Origin of the sequence: Schumannella soli, from assembly GCF_006517435.1 — a bacterium.
GTDB lineage: Bacteria > Actinomycetota > Actinomycetes > Actinomycetales > Microbacteriaceae > Schumannella > Schumannella soli.
This window is the reverse complement of sequence record NZ_VHQG01000002.1, coordinates 169,864-194,549: the sequence shown is the minus strand read 5'-3', so window position 1 is coordinate 194,549 and position 24,686 is coordinate 169,864. Positions and strand designations below refer to the sequence as shown.

Annotated in this window: 23 protein-coding genes and 1 tRNA gene; 11 read left to right on the top strand and 13 right to left on the bottom strand. The window is 72.2% G+C overall.

Going from position 1 to position 24,686, the window contains the following annotated elements; translation table 11 throughout:
* Positions 1–75: 75 nt before the first annotated feature.
* Complete coding sequence (locus tag FJ657_RS06600) at positions 76–1,374, bottom strand: DUF2332 family protein (RefSeq protein ID WP_141162913.1); 1,299 nt, start codon at positions 1,372–1,374, stop codon at positions 76–78.
* On the opposite strand from FJ657_RS06600, the gene msrB reads away from it, so the two are divergent.
* From msrB to FJ657_RS06575, 5 genes are all read left to right on the top strand, one after another.
* Positions 1,373–1,825 carry a peptide-methionine (R)-S-oxide reductase MsrB gene (gene msrB, locus FJ657_RS06595; RefSeq protein ID WP_141162912.1) on the top strand — a complete coding sequence of 151 codons (453 nt, stop codon included), beginning with the start codon at positions 1,373–1,375 and terminating at the stop codon, positions 1,823–1,825. The genes FJ657_RS06600 and msrB overlap by 2 nt on opposite strands.
* Positions 1,822–2,364 (top strand): nitroreductase family protein, encoded by a 543-nt coding sequence (locus FJ657_RS06590; RefSeq protein WP_141162911.1) that lies wholly within the window; start codon positions 1,822–1,824, stop codon positions 2,362–2,364. The genes msrB and FJ657_RS06590 overlap by 4 nt, the downstream gene beginning before the upstream one ends.
* A 162-nt stretch (positions 2,365–2,526) precedes the next feature.
* On the top strand, positions 2,527–2,895 hold the full coding sequence (locus FJ657_RS06585) for a metal-sensitive transcriptional regulator (protein WP_141162910.1): 369 nt from the start codon (positions 2,527–2,529) through the stop codon (positions 2,893–2,895).
* Positions 2,896–2,926: 31 nt separating this feature from the next.
* Complete coding sequence (locus FJ657_RS06580) at positions 2,927–3,196, top strand: heavy-metal-associated domain-containing protein (protein ID WP_141162909.1); 270 nt, start codon at positions 2,927–2,929, stop codon at positions 3,194–3,196.
* Positions 3,193–5,496 carry a heavy metal translocating P-type ATPase gene (locus FJ657_RS06575; protein WP_141162908.1) on the top strand — a complete coding sequence of 768 codons (2,304 nt, stop codon included), beginning with the start codon at positions 3,193–3,195 and terminating at the stop codon, positions 5,494–5,496. The genes FJ657_RS06580 and FJ657_RS06575 overlap by 4 nt, the downstream gene beginning before the upstream one ends.
* Before the next feature lie 89 nt (positions 5,497–5,585).
* Here the strand turns inward: FJ657_RS06575 and FJ657_RS06570 are convergent.
* Positions 5,586–5,659, bottom strand: a tRNA-Thr gene (locus FJ657_RS06570).
* Between the two features lie 39 nt (positions 5,660–5,698).
* On the bottom strand, positions 5,699–6,712 hold the full coding sequence (locus FJ657_RS06565; protein ID WP_141162907.1) for a DsbA family protein: 1,014 nt from the start codon (positions 6,710–6,712) through the stop codon (positions 5,699–5,701).
* Between the two features lie 330 nt (positions 6,713–7,042).
* Between FJ657_RS06565 and FJ657_RS06560 the strand changes: the two genes are divergently transcribed.
* Together FJ657_RS06560 and FJ657_RS06555 are read left to right on the top strand one after the other, a co-directional pair.
* Positions 7,043–8,191 (top strand): ABC transporter ATP-binding protein, encoded by a 1,149-nt coding sequence (locus FJ657_RS06560; RefSeq protein WP_141162906.1) that lies wholly within the window; start codon positions 7,043–7,045, stop codon positions 8,189–8,191.
* 121 nt (positions 8,192–8,312) lie between these two features.
* The gene (locus tag FJ657_RS06555; RefSeq protein WP_141162905.1) at positions 8,313–9,611 is read left to right on the top strand and encodes a DUF4032 domain-containing protein; all 1,299 of its coding nucleotides are present in this window, start codon (positions 8,313–8,315) and stop codon (positions 9,609–9,611) included.
* A gap of 12 nt (positions 9,612–9,623) precedes the next feature.
* Here the strand turns inward: FJ657_RS06555 and FJ657_RS06550 are convergent, their stop codons facing one another.
* The 6 genes from FJ657_RS06550 to FJ657_RS06525 all read right to left on the bottom strand — a co-directional run bounded on the left by FJ657_RS06550 (position 9,624) and on the right by FJ657_RS06525 (position 18,559).
* Positions 9,624–13,238 (bottom strand): TM0106 family RecB-like putative nuclease, encoded by a 3,615-nt coding sequence (locus FJ657_RS06550; RefSeq protein WP_141162904.1) that lies wholly within the window; start codon positions 13,236–13,238, stop codon positions 9,624–9,626.
* Between the two features lie 109 nt (positions 13,239–13,347).
* Positions 13,348–14,301 carry an ADP-ribosylglycohydrolase family protein gene (locus FJ657_RS06545; RefSeq protein ID WP_181408899.1) on the bottom strand — a complete coding sequence of 318 codons (954 nt, stop codon included), beginning with the start codon at positions 14,299–14,301 and terminating at the stop codon, positions 13,348–13,350.
* 2 nt (positions 14,302–14,303) lie between these two features.
* A complete protein-coding gene (gene rlmB, locus FJ657_RS06540) occupies positions 14,304–15,308 on the bottom strand; it encodes a 23S rRNA (guanosine(2251)-2'-O)-methyltransferase RlmB (RefSeq protein ID WP_141162903.1) in 1,005 nt (334 codons plus the stop codon).
* Complete coding sequence (gene cysS / locus FJ657_RS06535) at positions 15,305–16,708, bottom strand: cysteine--tRNA ligase (protein ID WP_141162902.1); 1,404 nt, start codon at positions 16,706–16,708, stop codon at positions 15,305–15,307. The genes rlmB and cysS overlap by 4 nt, the downstream gene beginning before the upstream one ends.
* Positions 16,709–16,784: 76 nt before the next feature.
* Positions 16,785–17,942: a 2-C-methyl-D-erythritol 4-phosphate cytidylyltransferase gene (gene ispD / locus FJ657_RS06530; protein WP_141162901.1), complete on the bottom strand. Its 1,158-nt coding sequence runs from the start codon at positions 17,940–17,942 to the stop codon at positions 16,785–16,787.
* A gap of 134 nt (positions 17,943–18,076) precedes the next feature.
* The gene (locus FJ657_RS06525) at positions 18,077–18,559 is read right to left on the bottom strand and encodes a CarD family transcriptional regulator (RefSeq protein ID WP_141162900.1); all 483 of its coding nucleotides are present in this window, start codon (positions 18,557–18,559) and stop codon (positions 18,077–18,079) included.
* A 130-nt stretch (positions 18,560–18,689) separates the two neighbouring features.
* On the opposite strand from FJ657_RS06525, the gene FJ657_RS06520 reads away from it, so the two are divergent.
* The gene (locus tag FJ657_RS06520) at positions 18,690–19,295 is read left to right on the top strand and encodes a hypothetical protein (RefSeq protein WP_141162899.1); all 606 of its coding nucleotides are present in this window, start codon (positions 18,690–18,692) and stop codon (positions 19,293–19,295) included.
* A 91-nt stretch (positions 19,296–19,386) separates the two neighbouring features.
* On the opposite strand, the gene FJ657_RS06515 is transcribed toward FJ657_RS06520, so the two are convergent.
* Together FJ657_RS06515 and FJ657_RS06510 are read right to left on the bottom strand one after the other, a co-directional pair.
* Positions 19,387–20,067: a response regulator gene (locus FJ657_RS06515; protein WP_141162898.1), complete on the bottom strand. Its 681-nt coding sequence runs from the start codon at positions 20,065–20,067 to the stop codon at positions 19,387–19,389.
* Positions 20,064–21,218, bottom strand: coding sequence for a sensor histidine kinase (locus FJ657_RS06510; protein WP_141162897.1), 1,155 nt, complete (start codon positions 21,216–21,218; stop codon positions 20,064–20,066). The genes FJ657_RS06515 and FJ657_RS06510 overlap by 4 nt, the downstream gene beginning before the upstream one ends.
* 166 nt (positions 21,219–21,384) lie before the next feature.
* Here FJ657_RS06510 and phoU point away from each other — a divergent pair, with 166 nt between their 5' ends.
* The 3 genes from phoU to FJ657_RS06495 all read left to right on the top strand — a co-directional run bounded on the left by phoU (position 21,385) and on the right by FJ657_RS06495 (position 23,321).
* Positions 21,385–22,038 carry a phosphate signaling complex protein PhoU gene (gene phoU, locus FJ657_RS06505; protein ID WP_141162896.1) on the top strand — a complete coding sequence of 218 codons (654 nt, stop codon included), beginning with the start codon at positions 21,385–21,387 and terminating at the stop codon, positions 22,036–22,038.
* 140 nt (positions 22,039–22,178) lie between these two features.
* Positions 22,179–22,682 (top strand): P-loop nucleotide/nucleoside kinase family protein, encoded by a 504-nt coding sequence (locus FJ657_RS06500; protein WP_141162895.1) that lies wholly within the window; start codon positions 22,179–22,181, stop codon positions 22,680–22,682.
* A gap of 96 nt (positions 22,683–22,778) precedes the next feature.
* Positions 22,779–23,321 carry a YaeQ family protein gene (locus FJ657_RS06495; protein ID WP_141162894.1) on the top strand — a complete coding sequence of 181 codons (543 nt, stop codon included), beginning with the start codon at positions 22,779–22,781 and terminating at the stop codon, positions 23,319–23,321.
* Between the two features lie 82 nt (positions 23,322–23,403).
* Here the strand turns inward: FJ657_RS06495 and FJ657_RS06490 are convergent, their stop codons facing one another.
* Both FJ657_RS06490 and FJ657_RS06485 read right to left on the bottom strand, forming a co-directional pair.
* The gene (locus tag FJ657_RS06490) at positions 23,404–23,883 is read right to left on the bottom strand and encodes a 2'-5' RNA ligase family protein (protein ID WP_141162893.1); all 480 of its coding nucleotides are present in this window, start codon (positions 23,881–23,883) and stop codon (positions 23,404–23,406) included.
* A 19-nt stretch (positions 23,884–23,902) separates the two neighbouring features.
* Complete coding sequence (locus FJ657_RS06485) at positions 23,903–24,649, bottom strand: phosphoglyceromutase (protein ID WP_141162892.1); 747 nt, start codon at positions 24,647–24,649, stop codon at positions 23,903–23,905.
* Positions 24,650–24,686: the final 37 nt, after the last annotated feature.

The window sequence follows — 24,686 nt, the reverse complement described above, 5'->3', positions numbered from 1 at the left end:
GCGCCTCGGGGACGATGCTCCTCGGGGACGATGCTCCTCGGGGACGATGCTCCTCGGGCCGACGCGCGGGCGACGTCATCCGAGCCAGCGCAGGCGATCGCCGTGCGGGCTCGTCAGGGCGATCGGCTCGCCGTCGAGCGCCAGCATCGGACCGGAGGGATGCGCGTCCGCGCGACCAGCGAGGCGCGCGGTCACCTCCGGCAGCGCGGCAGCTCCCTCGAGGGTGATCGACCGCGCGCCGATCGAGCGCACCGCCTCGAGGAACCGGGCGCGCACCTCCCGCCGCAGATAGACGAGGGTGCCGAGCGAGACGATCACGAGCTCGGCGCCCGCGGGCACGGTCGGGGCGAGCGCCCGCAGTCGCGACGGATCGGCGAGCAGCTCCGCCGCATCCCCGCGCACGACGTCGATCGGGTGGGCGCACACCGCCTCGAGAGCCGCGCGCAGCCGGGCGCGACGATCGGGTCGATCGACGGGGGTCAGCGCCTCGAGCCAGCGCGCATCGGCCGGGTCGGCGGCGTCGAGCGGGGCGACATCGACGCCGCGCCGGGCGAGGATGCTCGGCAGGCGCGTCGGGAGCGCGCCGCGACCCGACACCGTGCAGCGCACGAGCGGCTCGCCCGAGCCGAGCAGCGTCACCGCACCGGATCCGACGACGCCCGCCGCGCGCTCCGCCCCGCCGACGCCGTGGACGCCCGCGACGCCCGCATCGCCGGCCGCGCCCGCATCCTCGCGCTCGAAGCGGATCGCCCAGCGGTCCAGGGCGAGGCACAGCCCCGCCGCGGCGCCGAGCTCGAGCAGCACGACCGGGGCGCCGATCCGGGCGAGCGCAGCGGCGAGCGGCGCGGTGCGACCGACCTCGTTGGTCTGGGTGCGGCGGCCGCGCGCCGCGATGGCGAGCGTCTCGGCGTGGGCGAGCATCCAGTCGCGCAGCTGCGCATACTCTCCCGCCGGAGCGCCGAGCACATCCGCGACGGCGAACACGAGAGACGGATGCCGCTCCGCCGGCGGCAGCACGTCGAGCACGGCCAGCACCTCGGGGTCGTCGGCGATCGCGGCGGCCCACTCCCCGTGCCGCGCGCTGTGCGGGCCGAGCTCGCGCGCCGCGCGACGGAACCAGGAGGACGTCGACTCGACGGAGGTCGACGCGGGAGCGCGCTNNNGGCACCGGCACCGGCACCGGCACCGGCACCGGCACCGGCACGATCCGGCTCGCGAGAGGAGTCGGCGGTGGCGGGCATGCCCCCCATCCTGCCGCGCGCTCCGAACCGCATCCACGCCATCCGGGCGCCGCCTCCGCGCCGGGTCCGGTGGGAACAGCAGCGCCCGACACGCGGTTGAATGTGTCGTACGTCCGACGAAAGGGAACGACATGGCCTACGAGGTCGAGAAGACCGACGCCGAGTGGCAGGAGTCGCTGGGCGCCGACCGCTACAAGGTGCTGCGCGAGGCCGCCACCGAGCGGGCCTGGACCGGAGAGCTGCTCGACGAGCACCGCGCCGGCCTCTACACCTGCGGCGCCTGCAACGCCGAGCTGTTCAAGAGCGGCACCAAGTTCGATTCCGGATGCGGCTGGCCCAGCTTCTACGACTCGGTCAACCCCGAGGCCGTCGAGCTGATCGAAGACCGCAGCCTGGGCATGGTGCGCACCGAGGTGCGCTGCGCGAACTGCGGCTCGCACCTGGGTCACGTCTTCGACGACGGCTTCGGCACTCCGACCGGTCTGCGCTACTGCATGAACTCCCTCGCCCTGGGCTTCCAGGAGGAGGGCGCGGAGGCGTCGGCCGACGCCCCGGCGGAGGCTCCCGCCGAGTCCGCGACGTGACCGCCTTCGAGGCGCTCCTCGCTCGCCGCTCGTATTCGTCGGTGGGCGAGGACGCCCCGAAGCGCAAGGAGCTGCTGCGGCTGGTGGATGCGGCATCCACCCTCGCCGATCACAAGTCGCTGCGCCCGTGGCGGCTCATCGAGCTGCGCGGCGCCGACCGCGACCTGATCGGGATCGGTCTGGCGAAGGCCGAGGGCAAGAAGGGTCACGACGTCGAGAAGTACGTGCGCAAGGCCCACCGCTCGCCGCTCGTGATCGCGGTCGTGAGCGCGCCGCGTCGGGGCAAGCTGCCCGAGTGGGAGCAGGAGGCCGTCGCCTCGGGCGTCGCGCACAACCTGTCGCTGCTGCTCGACGAGGCCGGCTGGGGCGTCTTCTGGCGTACGGGCTCGCACACCCGCAGCAAGGCCGTCGCGAAGGCGCACGGTCTTGCGGACGGCGAGAAGCTGCTCGGCTGGCTGCACGTCGGGTCGAAGCCGGCACGGCGCCGGGCCGGCCGCCGAAAGCCGATCGATGCGAAGAAGTTCCTGACGCGACCCTGATGCGGCCGGTCGGCGATACCCCCGAGGGGTATTGCTGACAGAACGCTGAGATGCGCGGCCCGCGCGTGCACGAACGCCGCGGGTCGCGCATACTCGTCTTGTTCCAATACCCCTACCCCGTATTGGTATCGAGCACGACCAGCAGACATGATCGGAGACGCGATGAGCGCGACGCCCGCGGACACCACGACCACCGCAGCGAACTCCGCGGCGGACTCCCCCGCCGGTCACACGGCGCACGGCCACGGCTCCCCCGGCTACGTCGACGACAAGGATGCGCTGCTCAAGCGCCTGCGCCGAGCCGAGGGCCAGGTGCGCGGCATCGCGCGCATGGTCGAGGACGACGTCTACTGCATCGACATCCTGACCCAGGTCTCGGCCGCCACGAAGGCGCTCGAGACGGTCGCGCTCGCGCTGCTCGACGATCACCTGAGCCACTGCGTCGCCGAGGCGACCGCGGAGGGCGGACCGGTCGCCGAAGAGAAGATCCGCGAGGCCAGCGCGGCGATCGCGCGGCTCGTGCGCTCGTGACTCCCCTATCCACCCCCGAGAGGAACCCATCATGTCGACCATCACCAGCACCGTGCTCGTCGAGGGCATGACCTGCGCGCACTGCGTCGCGAGCGTCACCGAGGAGATCGGCGAGATCGCAGAGGTCTCGACGGTCGACGTCGAGCTCGTCGTCGGCGGCGCTTCGCGCGTGACCGTGGCGAGCTCCGCGCCGGTGGCGACCGAGCGCATCCGTGCGGCCGTCGAGGAGGCGGGCTACGCGCTCGCCGGCGCGGCGACCGACTCGGCCGCCGATTCCGCGGAGGGCGGCGAGCGCGCATGACCGCGGTCGAGCACCGTCTCGACATCACCGGCATGACCTGCGCCTCGTGCGCGAACCGCATCGAGCGCAAGCTCAACAAGCTGCCCGGTGTCGAGGCGACCGTGAACTACGCGCTGTCGACGGCGCACGTCGTGAGCGACGGCACCGACGACTCGGTGGATGCGCGCCGCCTGCTGCAGACGGTGGAGGCGGCCGGGTACCGGGCGACGATCCCGGTGCCGGAGCCGACGACATCCGCGCCGGTCGACGCCATCCCCGCCCCGCACGGCGAGCACGCGGGACACGACGAGCACGCCGGGCCCGGCGACTCCGGCGGCCACCAGCACGACCCCGGCGACGCCGGCGCCCTGCTGCGTCGGCTGGTGATCAGCGCCACCCTCGGCGTGCCGGTCGCGCTGCTGTCGATGATCCCCGCGCTGCAGTTCGACAACTGGCAGTGGCTGGCCCTCGCGCTCACCGGCCCCGTCGTCGTCTGGGGCGCCTGGCCGTTCCACCGCGCCGCCGCCGTCAGTCTGCGCCACGGCGGCGTGACGATGGACACGCTCATCAGCCTCGGCATCCTCGCGGCCTTCGGCTGGTCGCTCTACACCCTGTTCTTCGGCGGCGCCGGCATGGCCGGCATGCACATGAGCTTCACGCTCATCGGACGCCCCGAGGCCGGCGCCGACGAGATCTACCTCGAGGTCGCGGCCCTCGTGACCGTGCTGCTGCTGCTCGGGCGCTGGATCGAGGCCCGCGCCGGCGTCGCGTCGCGCGCGGCGCTGCGGGCGCTGCTCGAGCTCGGCGCGAAAGACGCGGCACTGCTGCGCGACGGCGTCGAGACGCGCGTGCCGGTGGCGCAGCTCGCGATCGGCGACCGCGTGGTGGTGCGCCCCGGTGAGAAGGTGCCCTCCGACGGCGTCGTGGTCGAGGGCGCCTCGGCGGTCGACGCGAGCATGCTCACGGGAGAGCCGGTTCCGGTCGAGGTGACCGTCGGAGATCGCGTCGTCGGGGGCACGATCTCGTCGGGCGGGCGGCTCGTGGTCGAGATCCGCCGCGTCGGCGCCGACACCGAGCTCGCCCGCATCCGCGCGCTCATGATCGATGCGCAGACCGGCAAGGCTCGGGTGCAGCGGCTCGCCGACCGGGTGTCGAGCGTGTTCGTGCCCGTCGTGATCGGGCTCGCCGTCGTGGCCTTCGCGGGCTGGATGCTGTCGGGCGGCTCGATCGAGATCGCTTTCACCGCGGCCGTGACCACGCTGATCATCGCCTGCCCGTGCGCGCTCGGCCTGGCGACGCCGACCGCGATCCTCGTCGGAACCGGGCGCGGCTCGCAGCTGGGCATCCTCATCCGCGGGCCGCAGGTGCTCGAGCAGACGCGCAAGGTCGACACGATCGTGCTCGACAAGACCGGCACCGTCACCGAGGGCCGCATGCGGGTCGCCGAGGTCGTGCCGGCCACGGGTGTCGACGCCGCCGAGGTGCTGCGACTCGCCGCCGCGGCCGAGGCGGGATCGGAGCACCCGATCGGGCGGGCGATCGCCGGGGCGGATGCCGCGCATCCCGTCGCGACCGACTTCGCCGCTCACGCGGGCTTCGGCGTGCAGAGTGTCGTCGGCGACTCGCTCGTGCTCGCGGGGCGGCTGAGCTGGCTCGCGGACGAGTGGGCGATAAACACGTCTCCGCTGGCGGCGAGCGCCGCCGAGCTCGAGGGCCGAGGTTCGACCGTCGTCGCCGTCGCGGCCGACGGACGCCTGCGGGGACTCGTCGCCGTCGCCGACACGATCAAGCCGACGAGCGCGGCCGCCGTCGCGGCGCTGCGCCGCCTCGGCCTCACCCCGGTGCTGCTCACCGGCGACAACCTCGGCGCCGCGCGCGCGGTCGCGTCCGAGGTCGGCATCGCCGACGTGCGCGCCGGCGTCACGCCCGCGGGCAAGCTGGATGCGGTGCGCGAGCTGCAGCAGCAGGGCCGCGTCGTCGCGATGGTCGGCGACGGCGTCAACGACGCGGCAGCCCTCGCGGCCGCCGACCTGGGCCTTGCGATGGGCGGCGGAACGGATGCGGCGATCACCGCGAGCGACCTGACGATCGTCTCCGGCGACCTGCTCGCCGTCGCCGACGCGGTGCGCCTCGCCCGCAGCACGCTCGGCACGATCCGCGGCAACCTGTTCTGGGCCTTCGCCTACAACGTCGCCGCGATCCCGCTGGCGATGCTGGCGCTGCTGAACCCGATCCTCGCCGGCGCCGCGATGGCGTTCTCGTCGGTGTTCGTCGTGCTGGGCAGCCTGCGGCTGCGCCGCTTCCGCCCGCTGCCGCGCTGAACGGATCCGAGCGGCACCGCGCCCCACGCGTGACCGGAGCAGGACGAAGGCCCGGTCGGAACACGGGTACCGACCGGGCCTTTTCGCCGAGCCCCCTGTCGGGTTCGAACCGACGACCCCCGCTTTACAAGAGCGGTGCTCTGGCCAACTGAGCTAAGGAGGCGATGCCGCCGATCCTATCGGCGGCGGAGCGCACCCGACCTCAGCCGGCGGCCGGGGCCGAACTGCTGGCGCTCGGCGAGGGCGACGGGCTCGCCGACTCGTCCTGCGTGAAGTCGCCGCCGTTCGCCTCGACGAAGGCGCGCGCGAGCTCCTTCGAGTTCGAATAGCTGCTCGGCACGAACTGCGCGGAGCCCAGCAGCACGAGCGGTGTCGCCGAGACGGCCTTGACCTTCGTGCCCGGCAGCGGTCCGTTGACGGCGCGGTTGCTGGCCGCCTGCACCCACTTGCCGAAGCGGCGCGACTCGACGCAGCTCGTCACATCCGACATCGACTGCACCTTCGCCTTCTTCGCGACGGCGAGGATGCGCGCATCCGACATGCCCCCGCTCTCCTGCGAGGGCTGCGCCGCGAGCAGGGCGACGTGGAAATCGAGGAAGGCGTCGGGCGAGAACTCGGCCACGCAGCCGGCGGCGTTCGCCGCGCGCAGCGCGTACTGGTCGGAGCCCGACTTGCTGCTCAGCGCGATCGGGTGGATCTCGAGGGTCGCCGCGCCGTCGCTCACCCAGCTGCGCAGCTGCTTCGAGTTCGCCTTCGCGAACGCGGCCGAATCCGGCTGGAAGTAGTCGACGTAGAGACGGATCGGGATCGCGCCATCCTGATCGCGCGCCTCCGTCGGCGACTCGCCCGGGCCGAGCGATCCCGTGCGCAGCGCCTTCAGATCGGCTCCGATGCGGATGCCGTCGCTGAGCATGTTGCGCGGGCCGCGCTGCGAGGGGCTGGCGAAGCTGATGATGACGAAGGTGACGACGACCACGACGGCGACGATCCCGGTGACCAGGCCGCCCCGCAGCAGCCAGGTGCGACGGCGGTCGCTCTTGCGCTGCTGGGTGCGGATCTCGCTCGCGCGCTCGCGGGCGGCGGCGCGCGCGGCGGTCTGGATCGCGGCGGTGTCGAGCGGCGGCTCCACCGGGGTGCGCGGCTCGACGGCGGCGCCGTCCGGCTCCGCGGGCGCGCTCTCGTTCTCGCGGTCGGCGGGCTCGTGCGGGTCGGTCATCGTTCCTCGTAGATGCCGCGGAGCGGCGGACGGCGATTCACGCGGCGGAGAGTGCACGCGCGACGCGGAGATCGTAGGCACCCGACCCTGGGAGCATTCCCGGTTCCGGCTGCGCTGCGAGCCTAGCGGCGCGCACGGGTAGACCGTCTCGTCCAGTGCGGACGTTCCGGGTGAGCGGACCGCGCGGACGTGCTGCGCATCCGTGGCGTCGACGAGATCCGTGCTTTATGGTGAACCCCAGGTGACCACCGACGTTCGCCGACGTGGTCACCACCATTCCATTCACTACGGATCGTCCGGCACGTACCTGCCGGTGAAGGAGATACACCCATGGCATCTGTGACCTTCGACAAGGCCACCCGCCTCTACCCGGGCGGCACCCGCCCCGCGGTCGACGCGATCGATCTCGAGGTCGCCGACGGCGAGTTCCTCGTGCTGGTCGGTCCCTCCGGCTGCGGCAAGTCGACCACTCTGCGCATGCTCGCCGGCCTCGAAGAGGTCAACGACGGCCGCATCCTCATCGGCGATCGCGACGTCACCGACGTTCCGCCGAAGGACCGCGACATCGCGATGGTCTTCCAGAACTACGCCCTCTACCCGCACATGACGGTCGCCGAGAACATGGGCTTCGCGCTCAAGATCGCCGGCGTCAGCAAGCAGGAGCGCGCCGACCGCGTGCTCGAGGCGGCGAAGCTGCTCGACCTCGAGCCCTACCTCGGCCGCAAGCCGAAGGCCCTCTCGGGTGGTCAGCGTCAGCGCGTCGCCATGGGCCGCGCGATCGTGCGTCAGCCGCAGGTGTTCCTCATGGACGAGCCGCTGTCGAACCTCGACGCGAAGCTGCGCGTGCAGACCCGCACCCAGATCGCCTCGCTGCAGCGCCGCCTCGGCGTCACCACGGTCTACGTCACCCACGACCAGACCGAGGCGCTCACCATGGGCGACCGCATCGCGGTGCTCAAGGACGGCATCCTGCAGCAGGTCGGCTCGCCGCGCGACCTCTACGAGAAGCCGAACAACGTCTTCGTGGCCGGCTTCATCGGCAGCCCGGCGATGAACCTGTTCACCGCCGACATCGTCGACGGCGGCATCCAGTTCGGCTCGAGCGTCGCGGCGATCGAGCGCGACGTGCTCACCTCGGCGACCGGCAAGCAGGTCACCGTCGGCATCCGCCCCGAAGACCTCACGATCTCGACCTCGGGCTCGGGCCTGCAGGTCGAGGTGGATGTGGTCGAGGAGCTCGGCGCCGACGGCTACCTCTACGGCCACGCCGATGTCGACGGCAAGCGCGTCGACATCGTGACCCGCGTCGACGGCCGCTCGCACCCGAACGCCGGCGACAAGATCGTGCTGACCCCGGTTCCGCAGCACCTGCACGCCTTCGACGCCGAGTCGGGCGAGCGCCTCAACGCGCCCGTCGCCGCCTCGACCTCGGCCGCGCCGGCCGCTGCTCCGGCCGCCCCCGCGGCGCCGACCGCCTGATCGGGCGAGATCCCGCGACGGCCGCGGTCCCACCCGGGGCCGCGGCCGTCGTCGTCTCGCCCGTCATCGTCTCGCCGTCACGCCACTGCGACGGCGCGAATCAGCGTCCCGGAGCCTCCGCATGAGCAGTCCCGCCCTCTCGATCACCTCGGCCGTGCCCGACCCCGCCCTGCTCGACCTGCCGTGGAACCTGCCGCTCGCCGACTGGCCCGCCGAGAACATCGCCGCCCTGCCGAAGGGCATCTCGCGGCACCTGGTGCGCTTCGTGCACCTCGCCGGCCACGTCATCGCCGTGAAGGAGACCACGAGCGAACTCGCACGGCAGGAGTACGACATGCTGCGCACCCTGCAGCGCCTCGACGTGCCCTGCGTGGAGCCGGTCGCCGTGATCTCGAACCGCACCGACGCCGCCGGCGAACCGCTGGCCCCGGTGCTGATCACCCGGCACCTGCGCTTCTCGCTGCCGTACCGCGCGCTCTACTCGCAGACGCTGCGCGCCGAGACCGGAACCCGACTCGTCGACGCTCTCGCCGTGCTGCTCGTGCGTCTGCACATCGCCGGTTTCTTCTGGGGCGACGTCTCGCTGTCGAACACGCTGTTCCGGCGCGACGCGGGCGCCTTCGCCGCCTACCTGGTGGATGCGGAGACCGGCAAGCTCTACGACGGCGGCCTGTCGAACGGGCAGCGTGAGAACGACCTCGAGATCGCGCGCGTCAACATCGCCGGCGAGCTGCTCGACCTTCAGTCGGGTGGGCGGCTCGGCGAGGATCTCGATCCCGTCGACGTCGCCGACGGGATCGTCGCCGCCTACCGCACGCTGTGGGCGGAGCTGACCGGGGCCGAGTCGTTCCCGTCGTCGGAGCGCTGGCGCATCAGCGAGCGCGTCGAACGGCTCAACGCGCTCGGCTTCGACATCGAGGAGCTGTCGATCCAGCAGGACGACACCGGCGATGGGACCCGGGTGCGCATCCAGCCGAAGGTCGTGGATGCCGGGCATCATTCCCGCCGGCTGCTGCGCCTGACCGGTCTCGACGCCGGCGAGAACCAGGCGCGTCGCCTGCTCAACGACCTCGACGCCTACCGAGCGGCGGGCGACCGGGCGCAGCAGGACGAGGAGATGATCGCGCACGAGTGGCTCGTGAAGGTCTTCGAGCCGGTCGTGCGGGCGATCCCCCGCGAGCTGCGCGGCAAGCTCGAGCCGGCGGAGGTCTTCCACCAGCTGCTCGAGCACCGCTGGCACCTCGCCGAGCAGACGGGTCGCCCGGTGCCCGTCGCCGAGGCGCTGACCGACTACATCGACACCGTGCTGCGCCACCGCCGCGACGAGGTGACCGTCGTCGGTCCGCCGACGGCGATGCTCACGGCTCCGCTCGCCCTCGGCGAGGAGGAGCAGGAGGAGGACTGGCGCAAGAACGTGTGATCGGTCCGCTGCTCATCCGCGGGGGCGCACGAGCTCGATGAAGCGGCTCAGTTCGGCGACGCCGTCGGGTTTCCACGGCAGGTGGTCGACGAGCTTCGGCGAGTAGACGAGTCGCGCAGCCCACTGCGCACGGGAGATCGCGACGTTGAGCCGATTGCGCGAGAGCAGGAAGTCGAGCCCGCGCGGGGCGTCGTCGGGGCTGGATGCGGCGAGCGAGACGAGCGCGACGACCGCCTCCTGCCCCTGGAACTTGTCGACGGTGCCGACGCGCACCCGCGCGAATCCGGCGGCGTCGAACGTCGCGCGGATGAGCTCGACCTGGGCGTTGTACGGCGCGACGACGATCAGGTCGCTCTCGGTGAGCGGGTCGTCGGCGCGGCCGGCCTCCTCGTCGGTCCAGCGCAGCCCGAGGTGCGCGCGCACCTGCGCGAGCACCTCCTCCGCCTCCTCGACGCTGGCCGTCGCGTTGCCGGAGTGCTCGACGGGCACGGCGTGGAACCCGGCGTCGACGCCGTCGAGATGCCGCCGCTCGGTGCTCGGGTGCGAGCGCAGCTCGCCCGCGTAGGCCAGTCGCGACACGGGGCGGGTGACCGCCGCATCCATGCGCCGACTCGCGGCGAGGAAGTAGCCGTACTCGGCCGGCAGCACCTCGTGCCCGGCGCTGATCGCGCCGAGCGCCGAGGCGTCGATGGGCGCCGGGTGGATGCCCTGGCTCACCTGCGGCAGCTGCTGCGGGTCGCCGAGCAGCAGGATGCGGCGCGCGGCCTGCGCGACGGCGATCGTGTTCGCGAGCGAGAACTGCCCCGCCTCGTCGATCACGAGCAGGTCGAGCTCGCGGCGTTCGACGCGCTTCGTGTTGACGAAGTCCCAGCCGGTGCCGCCGATGACCGCGCCGCGGCCGGCGTCGCGATGCCGCGCGAGGAATGCGGCCTGCGGGTTGCTTCCGCTCAGCTCGGTGAAGCCGTGGCCGTCGTAGAAGCCGGCACGCTCGCTCGAGGGGATGCCCTTCGCGACCTGGGCGGGCACGCAGCCGGCTCGCACGACGCCGTCGAGCACGTTCTCGACGACCCGGTGCGACTGGGCGACGACCCCGATCAGCCAGCCCTGCGCGACGAGCTCGGCGATCACGTGAGCGGCGAGGTAGGTCTTGCCGGTGCCAGGCGGACCCTGCACGGCGAGGTACGAGTCGTCCATGCGCCGCAGCGACGCGACGACCGCACGCACGCCGTCGTCGGCGTCCCGCATCGGCTCGAGCGCCCCGCCGTCGCGCAGTCGCGGAACACGGCGCAGCAGGATGTCGCTGGCCGGGTCGAGCGGCCAGCCGTCGCCCTGCGCGTCGACGCGGGCGCCCCACTCCTCGATCGCCGCGCGGTGCCCCTCGGTCATCGGCGGGGGCCCGGGAGTGAGGGCGATCGGCAGGTCGGTCCACGGCTCGACGCCGGCATCGGGCCCTCCGGATCCGCCGGGTGCGGCGCCCGGCAGCGTCTCGGCGAGCAGCACCGATCCGTCGTCGCCGATCTCGTCGATGACGGCGGAGTGGTCGAGCGCGTGCCGGGGGTCCCGCCCCGACTTCGCGTAGACGGCGGGCCGGTAGATCGCGGAGACCCGACCGGGGCGCGCCGAGCTGCCCGGGGCCCAGGCTCCGTGCAGTCGCACGCGGCGGCGGGTGGCGCGCTGGCCCGGCCCCGGCTCGGTCCAGTCCTGCTCGATCGTGCTCGCCGCCGCATCCACCTCGAACACGTCGCGGGTGCCGACCCAGTCGGCCGGATCGCTCTCGAGCCGCTCGAAGTGCGCCCACCAGAAGCTCTTGTCCTCCCGGCGGTGGTAATCGATCGCGGCGGCGGCGAGACGGTTCGCGGCGGCGCCGTCGGCATCGTGGTCGGTCACGCACCGCTCGGCGCGGGCGAGCAGCGCCGGGGTCAGCGGGTCGAGCCGAAAGGGACGCGCCGCGTCGGGCTCGCGCTCACCTCCGGTGCCCGGCTCGACGCCGGCTTCGGCGCGGGCGACCGCGATGAGCCAGTCGCGCAGCCTCCGGGTGGAGACGCAGTCGTAGCGGTTGTAGTCGATGATGTCGTCGAGGATGCGCTGAGCCTCGGTGCCGTCACCGGCCTGGAGTGCCGCGCGGCTTCGCGCGTACTGGATGACGGAGTCGGCCGCGGTGGTCACGCCGTCGGGCGTGCGCAGCTCGTCGCCCATGTAGAGCGGCTCGAGCTTCTTGATCGAGTAGGACCGGCTCGCGACCCGGATCGACCGCTTCACGACCGGGTAGAGGTCGACCAGCACGTTCGCGCTGAGCAGCTCGTCGACGTCGGCCTCGCCGACGCCGTGGCGCGCGGCGATCGAGGCGAGATGCGTGCGCTCGTAGCTGGCGTAGTGATAGATGTGCATGCCCGGGTTGGCCTGCCGACGCAGCTTCACGTCGTCGAGGAACGCGCGCAGCGCCACCGCCTCCGCGGCCAGGTCGTGCGCGAGGTAGCTCGTGAACTGCTCGCTGTCGTCGACGTAGCCGAACAGGTAGTCGAGACCCCACTGCGAGGTCGTGCCGTCGGCGGCGAGCTCCTGGTGCAGCGGGTCGCCTTCGAAGTCGAAGTAGATGTCGCCCGGGTCGGGAGCGGGCAGGTCGGCGATGATCTGCGGGTTGAACAGACGATAGGCGGGAACCGGATGCGCGACCGTCGCAGCACCGTCGGGGCCGCCCGCCGATGCCGCCGTCTCCTCCGCTGCGGCCCGGGCGGCCATGGCCGAGACCTGCAGCTCGGCCTGCTCCTGCAGCGCGCGGTAGGTGCCGGCGGGCACGGTGCTGCCCGCGGGCTGGTCGACGGCCGCCGCGAGATCGTCGATCGTGGTGAGCCCGCCGACACGCAGCTTGGCACGCTGGGTCGCGCGCATCCCGGCGACCAGGAAGAGGTCGCGATGCGCGTCGACCTCGGCGGCGCAGACCTCGCAGCGGCCGTCGGCGGCGTAGCGCGCATCGCCCCAGGCCACCGCCCCCGTCTCGGCGCGGTGCTCGCGGATCATGGCGTGGAGCCGCTCGCGCCGCAGCTCGAACACCGGCCGGATGTCGTCGATGCGGTGGATGCTCGAGCGGCCGTCGCCGAGGATCAGCTCGACCTCGTCATCGACTGGGATGCCGAGTCGCTCGAGCTGCTCGTGGTACGCCGCGAGCTGCAGCAATGCGGTCACCTTGGCCGAGCGGGCGAGCTTCGAGTCCTGCACCCGGTAGCGGCCGTCGCTCTGCCGCGCGAGGAAGTCGGCGAAGCCGACGAACAGCAGCTCGGGATCGCTCTCGTCGAAGAACACGGCCTGGTACACGAACCCCGCGCCCGAGCGCAACGCCTCGACCGTCTGGGCGGCGAGCCGGCGCAGCTCGTCGGGGTCGCGCGGGTTCTCGGGCCGCGGAAGCGTCACGACGTCGTCGCCGAGGTCGTCGCGCAGCTGCTCGACGATGCGCTGCTCATGCCGATCGCCGAGGCGGGCGGCTCGCTCGAGCATCGCATCCGCCTCGACATCGAGCGCCGTCGCGCGCCCCAGCTTCACGTCGAGCGTGCGCAGGAATGCGAACTCGCACTCGCTCGCGAGCTTCAGGTCGCTGGCGCTCGTCACGAGCGCGTCGTTCAGCAGGTACACGGCGCCTTCCGGTTCGGGATGTCGCTCACGCTACGACGCACCACCGACATGAGGTGCGCTCGGCTCGGCAGTCTCCGACTCAGCGTCCGTCTCCGGCCCGAGCACCGGCTCAGCCGAGCGCGCGCCCGGCCGCCTGCTCCGCGAGCGCGACGAGCTCCGCGTCGCGCAGCCCCGGCCAGCCGTGCAGCCGGGATCTCCACTCCGGCGGCAGCGCCGTGGCGCCGTGCGCCGCGCCGACGAGCTGACCCGCGATCGCCGCGACGGTATCCGTGTCACGGCCGCTGCGCACCGCGCGCTCGAGCGCATCGACCGGATCCGATGCCGCATGGATCGCCGACCACGCCGCCTGCAGCGCCTCGACGACCCAGCCGTTCTGCTCGAAGTCCCGCGGGCGTCGCGTCTCGGCCTCGTCGAGCAGCGCCGCCCAGCGCGCGGCGCGTTCGGCCGGCAGGGCGCCGAGCCCGACACGCGCATCCGCCTCGCCGGTCAGCACGGCGTGCCGTATCGCGAGCGACCAGATCACGCAGGCGTCTCCCGCGTCGTGCTCCCAGTGCGTGAGCTCGCTCACCCGACGCGCCGCGGCGGCGAGCGCCGACGGCTCGCCCGGGTCGGCCCCGAGGAACGCGAGCGCGACCGGCCCGGTCCGCATGAGCGAGCCGTTGCCGCCCGAGCGCCCGCGCTCGACGTGCAGTCGTTCGGCGGCCGCTCGCGCATCCGCTTCGGTCGACTGCGGGATGTCGGCGAGCACCGCCCGGATCTGGATGCCGACGTCGCGTGCGGTGCGCGCCCACACCCGCCACTGCTCGATCACCTCGGCGAGCGCGGCGCTGCCGTCGAAGCGCCAGCCCGCGGCGGCCGCCCGCAGCAGCGGAACGGCCATAGCCGTGTCGTCGGTCCACTCCCCCGGCGCCCAGCCCATCGTGTTGGGTCCGCCGCCGAGCACGACGGGGACGGCGTCGTCGAGCGGAGGCCCGAACTCGTAGCCCGCACCGAGCGCATCGCCGCAGGCCTGCCCGACGATCACGCCGGCGGCACGGTCGAGCAGCTGAGCGCGGTCGGTCACGATCAGCGCTCGGCGCGCAGCTTCGCGATCTCGTAGAGGGTGACCGAGGTGGCGATGCCGGCGTTGAGCGACTCCGTCACCGAGCTGATCGGGATCGACACGATCGCGTCGCACTTCTCGGTGATCAGTCGCGACAGGCCCTTGCCCTCGCTGCCGGTCACGACCAGCAGCGGACGGTTCGCGAGCTCGAGCCCCGGCAGCGACACATCGCCGTCGCCGTCGAGGCCGATCACGAAGACGCCGCGGTCCTTGATCGCGTCGATGGTCTGAGCGAGGTTCGACGCGAGCGCGACCGGCACGCGCGCGGCGGCGCCGGCGGAGGTCTTCCACGCCGAGGCGGTCACGCCGACGCTGCGGCGCTGCGGCACGATCACGCCCTGGCCGCCGAACGCGCCGACCGAGCGGATGATCGCCCCGAGGTTGCGCGGGTCGGTGACGCCGTCGAGGGCGACGAACAGCGGGTTCTTGTCGCTCTCGATGACGTCGTCGACGAGGTCGAGCGGGTGCGCGTACTGGTACGGCGGCACGGCGAGGGCGATGCCCTGGTGCACGGCGTCGTGACCGGCCTTGCGGTCGAGCTCGGGGCGCATGATCTCGACGAGCGGGATGCCGCGCTTGGTGGCGAGCGCGATCGACTCCTTGACGCGGTCGTCCATCTCGATGCGGGTCGCGATGTAGAGGGTCGTCGCCGGCACCTTCGTGCGCAGCGCCTCGAGCACCGAGTTGCGGCCGGTCAGCAGCTCGCTGTCGTCGTCGCGCTTCGGCGTGCGACGGCGGGCCGGAGCCGCGGCGTCGGGCTTGCCGCCCTTGCCGTGACGCGCGCGGGCCGCCTCGAGTCGATCCTGCGCGAGCTTGCGCTTGCCGGCGACGTGCCAGCTGCGGTCCTCGGCCTTCGGCGTCGGCCCCTTGCCCTCGAGGGCTCGGCGTCCGTTGCCCCCGGTGCCCACGGTGGGTCCCTTCTTGCCGCCCTTGCGTGCGCCGCCCGGGCGACCCGGCTTTCCGCTCATGTGATGCTCCAGTGCGCCCCGTCGGGCGTGTCCTCGATGGTGATGCCGGCCGCGGTCAGCTCCTCGCGGATGCGGTCGGCCGTGGCGTAGTCCTTCGCCGCTCGTGCAGCGGCGCGGTCGCCGAGAAGTCGTTCGACCAGGGCGCCGAGCGCGGCGTCGCCGCCGCTCGCCGCCTCCGGCCACTGGCTGGGGTGCACGCCGAGCACCTCGGTCATCGCGGTGACCTCGCCGTGGATGCGCGCGACGGCATCCACATCGTCGGCGTCGAGGGCGATGTTGCCGGCGCGCACGCGCTCGTGCAGCACGCCGAGCGCCTGCGGCACCCCGAGGTCGTCGTCCATGGCGGCCGCGAACTCCTCGGGCACGACGCCGACGCCCGATCCCGCCCAGCGGGTTCCGGCGGTGCGGCGCTCGGCGCGCTCGAGGAAGGTCTCGATGCGGTCGACGGCGGCTTCCGCCTCGGCGAGCGAGCCGTCGTGGTAGTCGATCGTCGAGCGGTAGTGCGCGCTCGCCAGGTAGTAGCGGATCGCGATGCCGCGCGCCGATCCGAGGAACTCGGCCGCGTAGATCGAGTTGCCGAGCGACTTCGACATCTTCTGACCCTCGATCGCCACGAGGCCGTTGTGCACCCAGTAGCTCGCGAAGGCGTCGCCGGCGGCGCTCGACTGGGCGAGCTCGTTCTCGTGGTGCGGGAAGCGCAGGTCGAGTCCGCCGCCGTGGATGTCGAAGGCGGTTCCGAGGTAGCGGCGCGACATGGCCGAGCACTCGATGTGCCAGCCGGGGCGCCCCTCGCCCCAGGGCGAGGCCCAGGATGCGGACGCCGGCTCCTCGGCCTTGCGTCCCTTCCAGAGCGCGAAGTCGCGGGCGTCGCGCTTGCCGCGCGTCTCCGCATCCGCCGACTCGCTCATGTCGTCGATGCTCTGGCGTGTGAGCGCGCCGTAGCCGCTCCAGCTGCGCACGTCGAAGTAGACGTCGCCCGAGTCGTCATCGGCCGCGTAGGCGTGGCCGCGCTCGATCAGCTCGTCGATGAGCTGCTGCATGCCCGGGATGCTCGCCGTGGCTCGCGGCTCGTAGGTCGGGGCCAGGATGCCGAGCGCCGAGTAGGCGGCCGTGAACTCGAGCTCGATGCGATAGGCCAGGGCCCACCACGGCTCGTGCTCGGTCGCGTTGACGAGCACCTTGTCGTCGATATCGGTGACGTTGCGCACCAGGGTCACGGCGTAGCCGCGATAGCTCAGCCAGCGTCGCCACAGGTCGTAGACGAGAGCGCTGCGCAGGTGCCCGACGTGCGGCGACGACTGCACCGTCGGGCCGCAGACGTACATGCCGACCTCGCCGTCGCGGAGCGGCACGAAGTCGCGCACAGCCTGGGCCCGGCTGTCGTAGAGGCGCACTGTCACCCGGGGAGTCTACCGGCGGGGATGCGCCCGCCCCGGCGCGTGACGCGGCAGCGGGCGTCGCGTCGGACGCGGACGCTCAGCTGCTCAGCAGCGCCGTCGCGATGCAGGCGATCCCCTCGCCGCGGCCGGTCATGCCGAGGCCGTCGGCGGTCGTCGCCGACACGCTCACGGGCGCGCCGACGAGCTCGCCGAGTCGCCGCTCGAGCTCGCCGCGGCGGCCGCCGATGCGCGGACGGTTCGCGGTGATCTGCAGGGCGACGTTGATCACCGTGAAGCCGGCGCCGGCCACGAGCGCGAGGGTCTCGCGCACGAAGACCTCGCTGCGCGCATCGCGGAAGCGCTCGTCGGCCGCGCCGAAGCGGGTGCCGAGGTCGCCGAGACCCGCCGCCGAGAGCAGGGCGTCGCACACGGCGTGCAGGGCCGCATCCCCGTCGCTGTGGCCCTTCAGACCGGGCTCGTCGGGCCAGTAGAGGCCGCCGAACCAGAGCGGCGACTCCTCGTCGTAGGCGTGCACGTCGAGGCCGATGCCGGTGCGGATGCCGCGGCTCACGCCGAGCACGTTCTCGGCCCGGCGCAGATCCCACGGGGTCGTGATCTTGAAGGCGCGCGCGTCGCCCTCGACCGTGACGACCTCGCCGCCGTCGGCCGAGAACAGGGCGGCGTCGTCGGTGTGCTCCGCGGCGGCGACCGCGTAGGCGTGGTCGAGCGCCGCCCGCGGGAAGCCCTGCGGGGTCTGCACGTGCACGAGATCGCTGCGGTCGACCGTTCCGGCGACGACGCCGTCGGCGACGCGCTTCACGGTGTCGGTGACCGGCAGTGCCGGGATGACGCCGCGGCCCGTGGAGCGCACCTGGCGCACGACCCGGTCGAACAGCTCGGCCGGTGCGAGCGCGCGGGCCGCATCGTGCACGAGCACCGTGTCGACGCCGGGCAGCACCGTCGCGAGTCCCGCCGCGACCGAGGCCTGCCGACTCGCCCCGCCCTCGACGACCGTGACGGCTCCGGCGGCTGGTCCGGCCGCGCGCAGCGCGATGGACTTCGCGGAGGCGAGCTTCGCGGCCGGGGCGACGACGATCACCTGCGCCGGCGTCGACGCGTCGAAGACGGCATCGAGGCTGCGCTCGAGGATCGTGACCCCGCGCACCTCGACGAAGGCCTTGGGCTCGGCCTGGCCGAGGCGGGTGCCGGAGCCGGCGGCGACGACGATGACGGCGAGAGTGGGCTGATCGGTCACGGGGTCTCCCTCAGGGGATCGCAGGCTCCGAGGATCACGGCGCGATGGGCGGCGACATGACGATGCGGTGGGCGGATCTCATCCGCCCACCGCATCCATCACGATTCAGGCTGTTCTGGCGAACCAGAGCGAGCTCAGGAGGCGAGCACCTCGTCGAGCACCGTCGAGGCCTTCTCCTCGTCGGTCTTCTCGGCGAGCGCGAGCTCGGAGACGAGGATCTGGCGCGCCTTCGCGAGCATGCGCTTCTCGCCGGCCGAGAGGCCGCGATCCTGGTCGCGACGCCACAGGTCGCGCACGACCTCGGAGACCTTGATCACGTCGCCCGAGGCGAGCTTCTCGAGGTTGGCCTTGTAGCGACGGCTCCAGTTGGTGGGCTCCTCGGTGAACGGCGCACGCAGCACCTCGAACACCTTGTCGAGACCCTCCTTGCCGATCACGTCGCGAACGCCGACCAGGTCGACGTTCTCGGCCGGGACCTCGATCGTGAGGTCGCCCTGCGTGACGTTGAGCTTCAGATAGAGCTTCTCTTCGCCACGGACCTTCCTGGTCTTCACTTCGGTGATGGTTGCAGCGCCGTGATGGGGGTAAACGACTGTCTCGCCGACCTCGAAGAGCATGGAGTTTTTCCTTCCGCAGACTGGCTATTCTAACACAGCTACCCCTCAGTTAGGGGTGCCTAACCTCGGTGCCCGCGATGGCCCCGATATGCTGACCTCAGCCCCGTCGAGCGATATCTGGAGAGTTCTGTTGAAGGCACGCGCGCTGGCATCCATCGCCCTCCTCGGGGGCCTCTCGATCGGCCTCGCGGGCTGCAACTTCGTGACGCCCCAGGCGACCACGAACCACTACGACCCGTCGGATGGCGTGAGCGGCAACGTCGGCCAGATCGGCCTGCGCAACGCGGTCGCGATCGTGAACGACGAGGGAGACGCGAACCTCGTGCTCACCGCCGTCAACAACTCCGACCTCGACATCAGCCTGCGCGTGCAGTACGAGGCGGGCGGCGACAAGAAGAACCTGACCCTCAACCTCAAGCCGGGCGCCAACAACGTCGGCTACGGCAAGCGGGGGCAGCGGCTGCTCGAGGACTTCGACCCGAAGGCCGGCTCGCTCGCCCAGATCTACTTCGTCTACGCCGGCCACGAGGGTCTGCAGCTCGGCGTCCCCGTGCTCGACACGACCTTCGCCGAGTACGCGGAGCACGGCCCCACTGTCAAGCCGAGCCCCTCGGTCTCGCCCAGCACGGCCCCGTCGGGCGAGGCGTCGACGCCCGCCGACGGGACCGACCAGAGCGGCACCGAGGTGAGCGGCGCGCCCAGCGACGCCGCCTCCGACCCCGCGGCGAACGGCTGAGTCGCACCGCGACCCGCGCGCTCGCCGCGACCCCGAACCAGAAGAGGGCCGGACATCCGAGTGGATGTCCGGCCCTCTCTCGTCGGATCGGCTAGGCCTCGAAGCGGTAGCCGAGTCCGCGCACCGTCACGAGCAGCGTCGGCTGCGACGGGTCCTGTTCGATCTTCGAGCGGATGCGCTTCACGTGCACGTCGAGCGTCTTCGTGTCGCCGTAGTAGTCGGCTCCCCACACCCGGTCGATCAGCTGACCGCGCGTGAGCACGCGGCCGGCGTTGCGCATGAGCAGCTCGAGCAGCTCGAACTCCTTGAGCGGCATCGCGACCTCGTTGCCGTCGACCGTCACGACGTGACGCTCGACATCCATGCGCACCGGGCCCGACTCGAGCACCGAGTCGTCGACGTCGACCGCCTCGACCCGGCGACGCAGAACGGCGCGGATGCGGGCGAGCAGCTCGCGCGACGAGTACGGCTTCGTGACGTAGTCGTCGGCGCCGAGCTCGAGCCCCACCACGATGTCGACCTCGGAGTCCTTGGCCGTCAGCATGATGATCGGCACGTTCGAGGTCGTGCGCAGCTCGCGGCAGACCTCGGTGCCGGGGAGCCCCGGCAGCATGAGGTCGAGCAGCACCAGGTCGGCGCCGCCGCGCTCGAACAGCTGCAGCGCGGAACGGCCGTCGGCCGCCACAGCGGTCTCGTAGCCTTCGCGGCGCAGCAGGTAATCGAGGGGCTCGCTGAGCGATTCCTCGTCTTCGACGATCAGGATGCGGGTCATCCCGTAGCTCCCGTGGGGACGGCGGAGGCCTCGACGGCCTCCGGCAGGCGGATGGTGAAGGTCGAGCCGTTGCCCGGCTGCGACCAGAGACGCACGTCGCCGCCGTGGTTCTGGGCGACGTGCTTGACGATGGAGAGTCCGAGACCCGTGCCGCCGGTGTTGCGGGCGCGGGCGGTGTCGACGCGGTAGAAGCGCTCGAACACGCGGTCGCGATCGGCGGCGGGGATCCCGACGCCCTGATCGGTCACGGCGATCTCGATCACGCCGTCGGTCAGGGTGACGCCGATGCCGACGCGCGAGTGCTCGGGCGAGTACTGGATGGCGTTCGCGACCAGGTTGTTGAGCGCGGTCGACAGCATGGCCGGGTCGCCGAGCACGAGCGCGTGGCGGCGCTTGCCGACGACGAGTTCGATGTCCTTCGCATCGGCGGCGACGCGGTGGTGGTCGATCGACTGGCGCACGAGGTGGTCGACATCCACCAGCTCGGCCTTCTCGAGGGCGTCGCCCGACTGGAGACGGCTGAGCTGGATGATCTCCGAGGTGATCTTGGCGAGCCGCTCGGCCTCGGCGCTGAGCCGGGCGGCGAAGCGGCGCACGGAATCCGGCTCGTCGGCGGCCGACTCGAGCGCCTCGGCCAGCAGGCCGACGGCGCCGATCGGGGTCTTCAGCTCGTGACTGACGTTCGCGAGGAAGTCGCGGCGCACCTCCTCGAGCCGATGCGCCTCGGTGCGGTCGTCGCCGAGCAGCAGCACATAGCGGGCGCCGAGCCGCGAGACGCGCACGATGAGGTGCAGCGACTGCTCCCCCAGCCGGCTGCGCGTGAGGTGCAGCTCGTCGCTCGCGGGCAGCCCGTCGCGCCGCACCTTATCGACGATATCGAGCAGCTCGGGATGCACGAGGTGGTCGTTGAAGACCAGGTTCGTGGCGAGGGCGCGCGGCGAGGCCGACACGACGTTGTTGCTCGGGTCGACGACGATGCCGACCGAATCGAGCGACTCGATCAGGGCATCCACCCCGTCGGGCACGCGCGGGGTGAGCACCTCGCGCGCCCGCTCGCCGCGGCGGGCCGCGAGCACGAGCAGAACGGTCGAGCCCACGCCGATCACCACGCCGAATCCGAGTGCGGCGGGCACGAGCCAAGCCGCGTCCATAGCCCCTACATTAGGCTCGCTCCCAGCCGTTCCCCGCAGGGCTTCCCGCCGTTCCGGGGCCGTTCACCCCGAAGTTCAGAGGATCGTCACCGGTCGTTAACCTGACAGCGCGAGCCTGGGGCCGCGGCGGGGATGAGTCTGCCGAGACAACGAGAGGACGCAGCAGATGCGTGAGGTTTTCCAGCAGGAACTGCGTGATGTGCAGGACCGTCTGGTCGAGATCGCAGGCCTCGTGGCCGAGGCGATCGACAACGCGACGACCGCGTTCAACGAGTCGAATGTCGCCCTGGCCGAGTCGGTCATCGCCGACGACAGCAAGATCGACGCCGCCGCGAACGAGCTCGACGAGCTCGCGATCGAGATCCTGGCCCGCCAGAACCCGGTCGCCCGCGACCTGCGCATCGTCGTGAGCGCGCTGCGCATCAGCGCCTCGCTCGAGCGCATGGGCGACATCGCCCGTCACATCGCGCAGCTGGCGCGCTACCGCTTCCCCGAGAAGGTCGTGCCGAAGAGCCTCCGCCCCACTTTCAAGAGCATGGGCGAGCTCGATGTGCAGATCGCGCGCAAGCTCACCGAGCTGCTCTCGACGCAGGACGTCGACATCGCCGAGCACATCCGCAACGAAGACGACAAGGTCGACGAGCTGCACCTCAGCGTCTTCGACCAGGTGCTCGCCGAGACGTGGAGCGGCGGCGCCTCCGACACGGTGGATGCCACGCTGGCCTCGCGCTACCACGAGCGCTTCGCCGACCACGCGGTGTCGATCGCGAAGAAGGTGCAGTACCTGGCGACCGGCGACTGGACTCCGGCCGAGGACTGATCCCGGCCGGCGTCGAACTCGACGCCTCACGCTGACGAGGGCGGTCATCCTGCGGGATGGCCGCCCTCGCTCGTTCCGGCCCCGTCTCGGTCGTGGATGCTGTCGCATCCGTGAGCACCGCCGCGACCTAGGCTGAGGGGATGGCCTCGGTCGCGATCCTCGTCAACGGACTCCCCGGCTCGGGCACGTCGTCCCTCGCCCGCCAGCTCGGCGGCATCCTCGGAGCCCCGGTGCTCGCGAAGGACGCGCTGAAGGAGAGCTTCGGCGAGCTGCTGCCCGACGGCGACTCGGCGCGGCTCGGCGGCATCGCGATGGACACGCTCTGGCGGCTCGCGGCCGAGACCGAGGGCGGCGTCGTCATCGACGCGGTGCTCGATCGCGAGCGGGACCTCGAGTTCGCGCGCCGCGGCCTCGAGGTCGCCGGCTCGCCGCGCACGGTCGAGCTCTGGTGCGAGGTGCCGGTCGACCTCGCGCGCGAGCGCTTCGCGGCACGGCAGTCGTCGCGCCCGGGCACCCATCGCGACTGGGATGCGGCCTTCCAGTCGTTCCAGCCACTCGCGCTCGGCCCGGTCGTGCGCGTCGACACGAGCGGCCCGGTCGAGTTCGAGGCGCTCGTGCTGGAGCTCGGGTCGCACTTCCTCTGAGCTCTCGGCTCGCCCTCCGGTCGACGCGAGTCCCGCGCCCCGTGCAGCGGCTCGATCGGTCGAGCGAGGCCGATCCGCGCACCTAGGCTCGATCTCATGGCTGCCGGCGCGACGATCCACACCTTCGACCTGACGATCTCCGACGTGGATCGCGGCGTCTACGAGTCGGTCAATCTGCGGGCCGCGCGTCACCCCTCCGAGACCGAGCAGTTCCTCGTGACGCGGGTGCTCGCCTACGCCCTCGAGTACGTCGAGGGCATCGCCTTCAGCGAGGGCATCTCGACCACGAAGAACGAGCCGGCCGTGCTCGTGCGCGACGCGACGGGCTCGATCACCGTCTGGATCGAGATCGGCGCACCCGACGCCGAGCGCCTGCACTTCGGCAGCAAGCTCGCCGACCGCACGGTCGTCTACACGCACCGCGATCCCGCGAAGGTCGCCGCGCTCTGGGCCGGTAAGAAGATCCACGACGGCGAGCGGATCGAGCTGCGCAGCTTCGACCCCGGCTTCATCGACGACGTGGCCGGCGCGCTGGGCCGCCGCAGGGAGCTGACGGTGTCGCTCATCGAGTCGCGCGTCTACGTCGAGCTCGACGGGCAGAGCTTCTCGAGCGAGCTGCACTCGCAGCCCGCGCTGTAGCCGAGCGCGGGGTCGCGTTCCGAGAGCGGGACGTCGACGCCGCGCGCTCGGCACAGAGCCCCGCGCTCGGCGACGAAGCGCGTCAGATCAGCGGGAACTGCGCGATCAGCCGCCAGACCGGACCGCCCTCGGCGTGCGCGTCGCGTTCGAGCAGGGCCACGGCATCCAGCTCGACCCGCTCGCCGCGATCGAGGCGGTCGCCGTCGGTCGCGGTGACGTGCGGACGGAACCCGGCGCCGGCGTAGCTCGCGTCGACGAGTGCGACGCCGAGCGGACGCAGCTGCTGGATGAGCGCGCGGTGCACCGCATCCAGCTCGCCCGTCTCGTCGTCGAGCAGCGTCACCTCGATGTCGTGCGCGTCGCCGAAGAGCTCGTCGTCGCCGGCCTCGACCTCGAGCGGCGCGAAGGCGGCGAGCGCCGCCTCGATGCCGGCCTCGAGCTGACCCTGATCGGCGTGGGTGTCGCCGGGCCCGAGCAGGGTCACGTGCAGCGGCAGCGTGCCCGGCTCGAACTCGGCGTCGAGGGCGACGTCGTCGAGGAAGGCCGCGACGAGGAATCGCATGGGGGTGTGACGCCCCGGCTTACTTCTTGCCCTGATTGGCGACCGCGGCGGCGCCGGCGGCGGCGGCCTCCGGGTCGAGGTAGCGGCCCGGGCCGGTGGGGCGGAAGTCGTCGTCGAGCTCGTAGACGAGCGGGATGCCGGTCGGGATGTTGAGCTCGGCGATCTCGGCGTCGCTCACGCCGTCGAGGTGCTTGACCAGGGCGCGCAGGCTGTTGCCGTGCGCCGTGACGAGCACCGTCTTGCCCTCGCCGAGGTCCTTCGTGATGTCGCTCTCCCAGTACGGCAGCAGACGGTCGATGACGAGCTTGAGGCTCTCGGTGCGCGGCAGCTCGCTGTCGGCGAGGCCGGCGTAGCGCTCGTCGCCGACCTGCGACCACTCGGCGTCGTCGGCGAGCGCCGGCGGCGGGGTGTCGAAGCTGCGGCGCCAGATCTGGAACTGCTCGGGGCCGTACTTCTCGAGCGTCTCGGCCTTGTCGAGGCCCTGCAGGGCGCCGTAGTGGCGCTCGTTGAGGCGCCAGTCGCGCTTGACCGGGATCCACAGACGGTCGGCGACCTCGAGCGCGAGGTTCGCGGTCTGGATCGCGCGGGTCAGCAGGCTCGTGTAGAGCACCTGCGGCTTCAGGCCCGACTCGGCGAGCAGCTCGCCCGCGCGCTGGGCCTCGGCGATGCCCTGCTCGCTGAGCCGCACATCCACCCACCCCGTGAAGAGGTTCTTCTGGTTCCAGTCGGAGTTGCCGTGGCGCAGGAGGATGAGCGTGCTCGTCATGGTGCTCAGCCTACCGAGCGGCGGCGACGGCGCGGTG